Origin of the sequence: Immundisolibacter sp., from assembly GCF_041625615.1 — a bacterium.
Lineage (GTDB): Bacteria > Pseudomonadota > Gammaproteobacteria > Immundisolibacterales > Immundisolibacteraceae > Immundisolibacter.
Genome location: NZ_JBFJTF010000143.1, coordinates 1 through 5,351, shown reverse-complemented (window position 1 = coordinate 5,351; position 5,351 = coordinate 1). Strand labels below are relative to the sequence as shown.

Genomic DNA, 5,351 nt, shown 5'->3' with positions numbered 1-5,351 from the left:
GTTGGCAAGACCGAGATCGCCCGCCGCCTGGCGCGACTGGCCGGCGCGCCGTTCCTGAAGATTGAGGCGACCAAGTTCACCGAGGTTGGCTACGTCGGGCGTGATGTGGAATCCATCATCCGCGACCTGATGGACGTGGCGGTCAAGCAGACCCGCGAGCAGGAACTGGCCAAGGTGCGCCACCGCGCCGAAGACGCCGCCGAGGAGCGGGTGCTCGACCTGCTGCTGCCCGGCTCGGGCAGCGATGACCTCGGGTCCAGCACTGACAGCAGCGCCGACACGCGCCAGAAACTGCGAAAGCGCCTGCGCGAAGGGCAGCTCGACGACAAGCAGGTGGAGATCGAGGTCACGCTGCCCCAGGTCGGGGTGGAGATCATGGCCCCGCCGGGCATGGAGGAGCTCACCCAGCAACTGCAGGGCATGTTCCAGAACATGGGCGGGCAGCGCACGCGCCGGCGCCAGGTGCGCGTGGCCGAGGCGTTGCGCCTGCTGACCGACGAGGAAGCCGCCAAGTTCGTCAACGAGGACGACATCAAGCGCGCCGCCGTCGCCAACGCCGAGCAGAACGGCATCGTGTTCATCGACGAGATCGACAAGATCACCCAGCGCGGCGGTGACCGCGGCGGCAGCGGTGGCGAGGTGTCGCGCGAGGGTGTGCAGCGCGATCTGCTGCCGTTGATCGAGGGCAGCACGGTCACCACCAAGCACGGCCAGGTGCGTACCGATCACATCCTGTTCATCGCCTCGGGCGCGTTTCACCTCAGCAAGCCGTCCGACCTGATCCCGGAACTGCAGGGCCGTCTGCCGATTCGCGTGGAGCTCGACTCCCTGCGCGTGGAGGACTTCGAGCGCATCCTGACCGACACCGACGCGGCGCTCACCGAGCAGGCCAGTGCGCTGCTGGCCACCGAGGGTGTGACGCTGCAGTTCGTGCCGGACGGCGTGCGGCGCCTGGCGCAGATCGCCCACGAGGTCAACGAGCGCACCGAGAACATCGGCGCCCGGCGCCTGCACACGGTGATGGAGCGCCTGCTGGAGGACCTGTCGTTCGCCGCCGCCGACCGCAGCGGCAGCACGGTCACCGTGGACGCGGCCTACGTCGATGAACGCCTCAAGGATCTGGCCGGCGACCAGGATCTGAGCCGCTACATCCTGTAGCGGCGGTACCCGGCAAAGGGCCGACGCGGCGGGCGGGCGCAGGCGGTCGAGTACACTTGCAGGCGCCGCTTCACACGCGCGGCGTTGCTGTTCCCGCCCCCGGTACCGCCATGGAAAACGACACCACGGATTTCGGCTTCAGCGAGGTGCCGCTCGCCGACAAGGCGCGGCGCGTGCGCGCGGTGTTCGACTCGGTCGCCGGGCGCTACGACGTGATGAACGACCTCATGTCGCTGGGCCTGCATCGGGTCTGGAAGCGCTTCGCGGTGGGGCTGGTCGCGGCGCAGCCGGGCGAGCGGATTCTGGACCTGGCCGGCGGCACCGGCGACCTGACGCGTCTGCTGGCGCCGCGCGTGGGGCCGGCCGGGCGCGTGCTGCTGGGCGACATCAACGGCGCCATGCTGGCGCGCGGCCGCGAGCGCCTGCTGGATACCGGTATCGCCGGCAACGTCGATTACCTGCAGCTGGATGCCGAGCGCCTGCCGCTGGCCGAGCGCAGTCTGGACTGCGTGATCATCGGCTTCGGCCTGCGCAACGTCACCGACAAGCAGGCGGCGCTGGTCGAGATGCATCGCGTGCTCAAGCCTGGCGGACGGGCGCTGGTGCTGGAGTTCTCGCGGCCGGTACTGCCGCCGCTGAAGCCGGTCTACGACGCCTACAGCTTTCAGGTGTTGCCGCGCCTGGGCCGGCTGGTGGCGGGGGATGCCGACAGCTACCGCTATCTGGCCGAATCGATCCGCCGCCATCCGGATCAGGACACGCTGCTGGGCATGCTGCACGTGGCCGGCTTTGCCCGTTGCCAGTACTTCAATCTCACCGGCGGCATCGTTGCGGTACATCGGGGTTACCGGCTGTGACGGCCATGCCGCTGGCGGCGCTGGAACTGGCGCTCAACCGCGTGCTGGCGCTGGACCCGGCCACGCTCGAACGCCTGGCCGCACTGGATGGCCGGCTGATCGTGATCGAGCCGGCGACCGTCGGCATGGCGCTGGGCGTGGTGCCGCACCGGCACGGCCTGCAGCTGATGGAAGCGCCGCAAGCAGCCGATGTGCGCATCCGTGGCCGGTTGGCCGATCTGCTGCGCGCGCAGGCGGAGGGTGACGTCCGCGGTCTGGACATCGAGGGCGACAAGCTGCTGGCGAGCGCCTTTGCCGACGCGCTGCGCGCGGCGCGCATCGACTGGCCGCAGCTGCTGGCACCGCTGTTGGGTGATGTCCTGGCGCAGCGCGGCGCGCAGGCGCTCGGTGGGGCCGGTGAGGCCGTGCGCGAGGGCGCCGGTTCGCTGCTGCGCAGCGGGGCGGAGTTCCTGCAGTACGAGCGGCCGACCCTGGTCAGCGCCGCCGAGTGGGACAGCTTCCGGGCCGAGGTGCGTGAACTGCACGAGGCAGTGGCGGCGCTGGAGCGGCGTGTGGCGCTGCTGATCCTGCGTCAGCAATGACCAGCCTGCCGGGCTTGCTGCGCCTGTGGTGGGTGCTGTTCGTGCTGACGCGCGCCGGCGCCGACGAGATCATTCTCGGTCATCCGCGTATGCCCGGCGGCCGCCTGCTGCTGCGCCTGTTGCCGTGGCGCTGGCGTCGGCGTCCGCCGCGTGGCGTGCGCCTGCGTCAGGCGCTGGAGTCGCTGGGGCCGATCTTCGTCAAGTTCGGACAGATCCTGTCCACGCGGCGCGACCTGCTGCCGCCGGATATCGCCGACGAACTGGTGCGCCTGCAGGACCGGGTGCCGCCGTTTCCGGCCGAGCAGGCGCGGCGCATCATCGAGACTGCCTACGGTCAGCCGCTGCAGGCGGTGCTGAGCGAGTTTGACGACGTTCCGCTGGCGTCCGCCTCGATTGCCCAGGTGCACGCCGGACGCCTGCCGGACGGCCGCGAGGTGGTGCTCAAGGTGGTGCGGCCGGGCATCGCGCCGCGCATCCGCCGCGACATCCGTCTGCTGAACCTGCTGGCCCGCTTCGCCGAGCGTACGCTGCGCGAGGCACGGCGCCTGCGTCCGGTGGAGGTGGTGCGCGAGTTCGAGCTGACGCTGATGGACGAACTGGACCTGATGCGCGAGGCCGGCAACGCCAGTCAGCTGCGCCGCAACTGGCTGGACTCGCCCGATCTGTACGTGCCCGAGGTGTACTGGGACTACGTGCGGGTGAACGTGATGATGATGGAGCGCATCCGCGGCATCGGCATCGACAACGTGGATGTCATGCGCGCGGCCGGGGTGGACTTTCGCCGTCTGGCCGAGCGCGGCGTGGAGATCTTCTTCCGGCAGGTGTTCGAGCACAATTTCTTTCACGCCGACATGCACGCCGGCAACATCTTTGTGGGTCCGGGCGAGCAGTACATCGCGGTCGATTTCGGCATCGTCGGCAGTCTGAACCCGGCCGACCAGCGCTACCTGGCCGAGAACTTCGTGGCCTTCTTCAACCGTGACTACGCCACCGTGGCCAAGGCCCACGTGCGCGCCGGCTGGGTGCCGGCCGACCTGCGGGTGGACCAGTTCGAGGCCGCCATCCGCGCCGTGTGCGAGCCGATCTTCGACAAGCCGCTGAAGGACATCTCGTTCGGTGTGCTGCTGCTGCGCCTGTTCCAGGTGGCGCGGCGGTTCGACATGCAGGTGCAGCCACAGCTGGTGCTGCTGCAAAAGACCCTGCTCAACATCGAGGGCCTCGGCCGGCGCCTGTACCCGGAGCTCGATCTGTGGCGCACCGCCAAGCCCTATCTGGAGCGCTGGATGCATGAGCGCATCGGCTGGCGGGCGGTGCGCAGCACGCTGCGCCAGGAAATGCCGCTGTGGGCGGATACCCTGCCGCGCCTGCCGAACCTGGTCTACGGTGCCCTGATGCAGGCACAGCCGTCGCTGCCGCCCGACAGGCCGCGCCGCCGGCGTTTGCCGCGGCGACTGGACGCGGTGCTCGGCGGCAGCGCGCTGGTGGCCGTGGCCGGCTGGGTGCTGCACCTGGCCGGCCTCAGTCAGCCGCTGTGGCTGGGTGTGCCGGCGTTGCTGTGGGCGCTGGCGCTGCTGGCGGTGGTGTTGCTGTTGCCGCGACGGGATTGATCGGGGCCGGTGCTGGCGGCGTGTCAGTCGCGTCCGGCCGGTGGGCGCACGCGCCATACGATGACCGCGGCCGCCAGCAGCGGCAGCGCCAGCAGGGCGAAGTAGTGCCCCATCGGCCAGCCCAGCGCGATCAGCAGCCCGCCGGCGTACGGGCCGGCAATGGCGCCGAAACGGCCGGCGCCGATCGCCAGGCCGACGCCGGTGGCGCGGCGGGTGTCCGGATACAGCCGCGCCGCCAGCGAGTACAGGCCGATCAGCGCGCCGAGCGAGAAAAAGCCGGCCAGCACGGTGCAGGCGAACAGCACCCCGGCGACCTGGGACAACTGGCCGAGCGCCATCACCAACGCGCCGCCGACGACGAAGAACGCGCTCATCATGCCGTGCATGGACCAGCGTGCCGACAGATAGCCCAGCGTCAGCATGCCAAGGCCGCCGCCGAGGTTCAGCAGCAGTCCGGCGCGGATGGCCTGCGCCTGCGGCAGGCCGGCCTCGACCAGCACGGTGGGCGTCCAGTTGAGCACGAAGTAGAGCGTCAGGTTGCCGAGAAAAAAGCAGGCCCAAAGCGCCAGCCCCGGCGCCAGCCAGCGTCCGCGCAGCACCTCGCGTACCGGGGTCGCCGGTGTCGGCGCGGCGTGTGCCGTGGCGGCGGCCAGGTCGAGCCCCAGCCGGCCGGCCAGATGGGCGGCCGCCGGTGAATCCGCGCGGCCGCTGCGCAGCAGGTAGTGCAGCGACTCGGGCAGGCACAGCAGCAGGATGGGCACCACCGCCAGCGTGAACAGGCCGCCGGCCACGAACAGCGCCGGCCACCCGGCGGCCGGGATGAGCTGGGCGGCGAGAAAGCCGCCGGCCATGCCCCCGACCGGATAGCCCAGGTGCATGAAGCTGATGGCCAGGTTGCGCCGGCGGTCCGGCGCGTATTCCGCGACCAGGGTGTTCAGGCTCGGCAGCAGCGCGCCGATGGCAACGCCGGTGCACGCGCGCAGCACCACCAGCTGCGTCACGTCGGTGGCGGCGGCCGTGGCCAGCGTGCTGGTGCCGAGCACGGTGGTGGCCAGCAGGATCATGCGGCGACGGCCGATGCGGTCGGCGGCCGGCCCCAGAACCAGCGAGCCGGCGGTCATGCCCAGCAGGCCGCTGCTGAACACCAG

At 70.7% G+C, this 5,351-nt stretch carries 5 protein-coding genes; 4 read left to right on the top strand and 1 reads right to left on the bottom strand.

Features of this window, described 5'->3' with window-relative positions; all coding sequences use genetic code 11:
* The 4 genes from hslU to ubiB all read left to right on the top strand — a co-directional run.
* Window positions 1–1,158, top strand: a 1,158-nt coding sequence (gene hslU / locus ABYX71_RS10155; RefSeq protein WP_372696384.1) for an ATP-dependent protease ATPase subunit HslU, incomplete at its 5' end; no start/stop codon positions are given.
* A gap of 110 nt (window positions 1,159–1,268) precedes the next feature.
* Window positions 1,269–2,015: a bifunctional demethylmenaquinone methyltransferase/2-methoxy-6-polyprenyl-1,4-benzoquinol methylase UbiE gene (gene ubiE / locus ABYX71_RS10150; protein WP_372696383.1), complete on the top strand. Its 747-nt coding sequence runs from the start codon at window positions 1,269–1,271 to the stop codon at window positions 2,013–2,015.
* A gap of 5 nt (window positions 2,016–2,020) precedes the next feature.
* Window positions 2,021–2,596: an SCP2 domain-containing protein gene (locus ABYX71_RS10145; protein ID WP_372696382.1), complete on the top strand. Its 576-nt coding sequence runs from the start codon at window positions 2,021–2,023 to the stop codon at window positions 2,594–2,596.
* Window positions 2,593–4,203 carry a ubiquinone biosynthesis regulatory protein kinase UbiB gene (gene ubiB / locus ABYX71_RS10140; RefSeq protein WP_372696381.1) on the top strand — a complete coding sequence of 537 codons (1,611 nt, stop codon included), beginning with the start codon at window positions 2,593–2,595 and terminating at the stop codon, window positions 4,201–4,203. The genes ABYX71_RS10145 and ubiB overlap by 4 nt, the downstream gene beginning before the upstream one ends.
* A gap of 23 nt (window positions 4,204–4,226) precedes the next feature.
* Here the strand turns inward: ubiB and ABYX71_RS10135 are convergent.
* On the bottom strand, window positions 4,227–5,351 hold a 1,125-nt coding region (locus tag ABYX71_RS10135), incomplete at its 5' end, for an MFS transporter (RefSeq protein ID WP_372696380.1).

Excerpts from the sequence above, each read along its gene's own strand:
- ubiE (WP_372696383.1), top strand. The coding sequence starts at position 1,269 with ATGGAAAACGACACCACGGATTTCGGCTTCAGCGAGGTGCCGCTCGCC.
- ubiB (WP_372696381.1), top strand. The coding sequence starts at position 2,593 with ATGACCAGCCTGCCGGGCTTGCTGCGCCTGTGGTGGGTGCTGTTCGTG.
- ABYX71_RS10145 (WP_372696382.1), top strand. The coding sequence starts at position 2,021 with ATGCCGCTGGCGGCGCTGGAACTGGCGCTCAACCGCGTGCTGGCGCTG.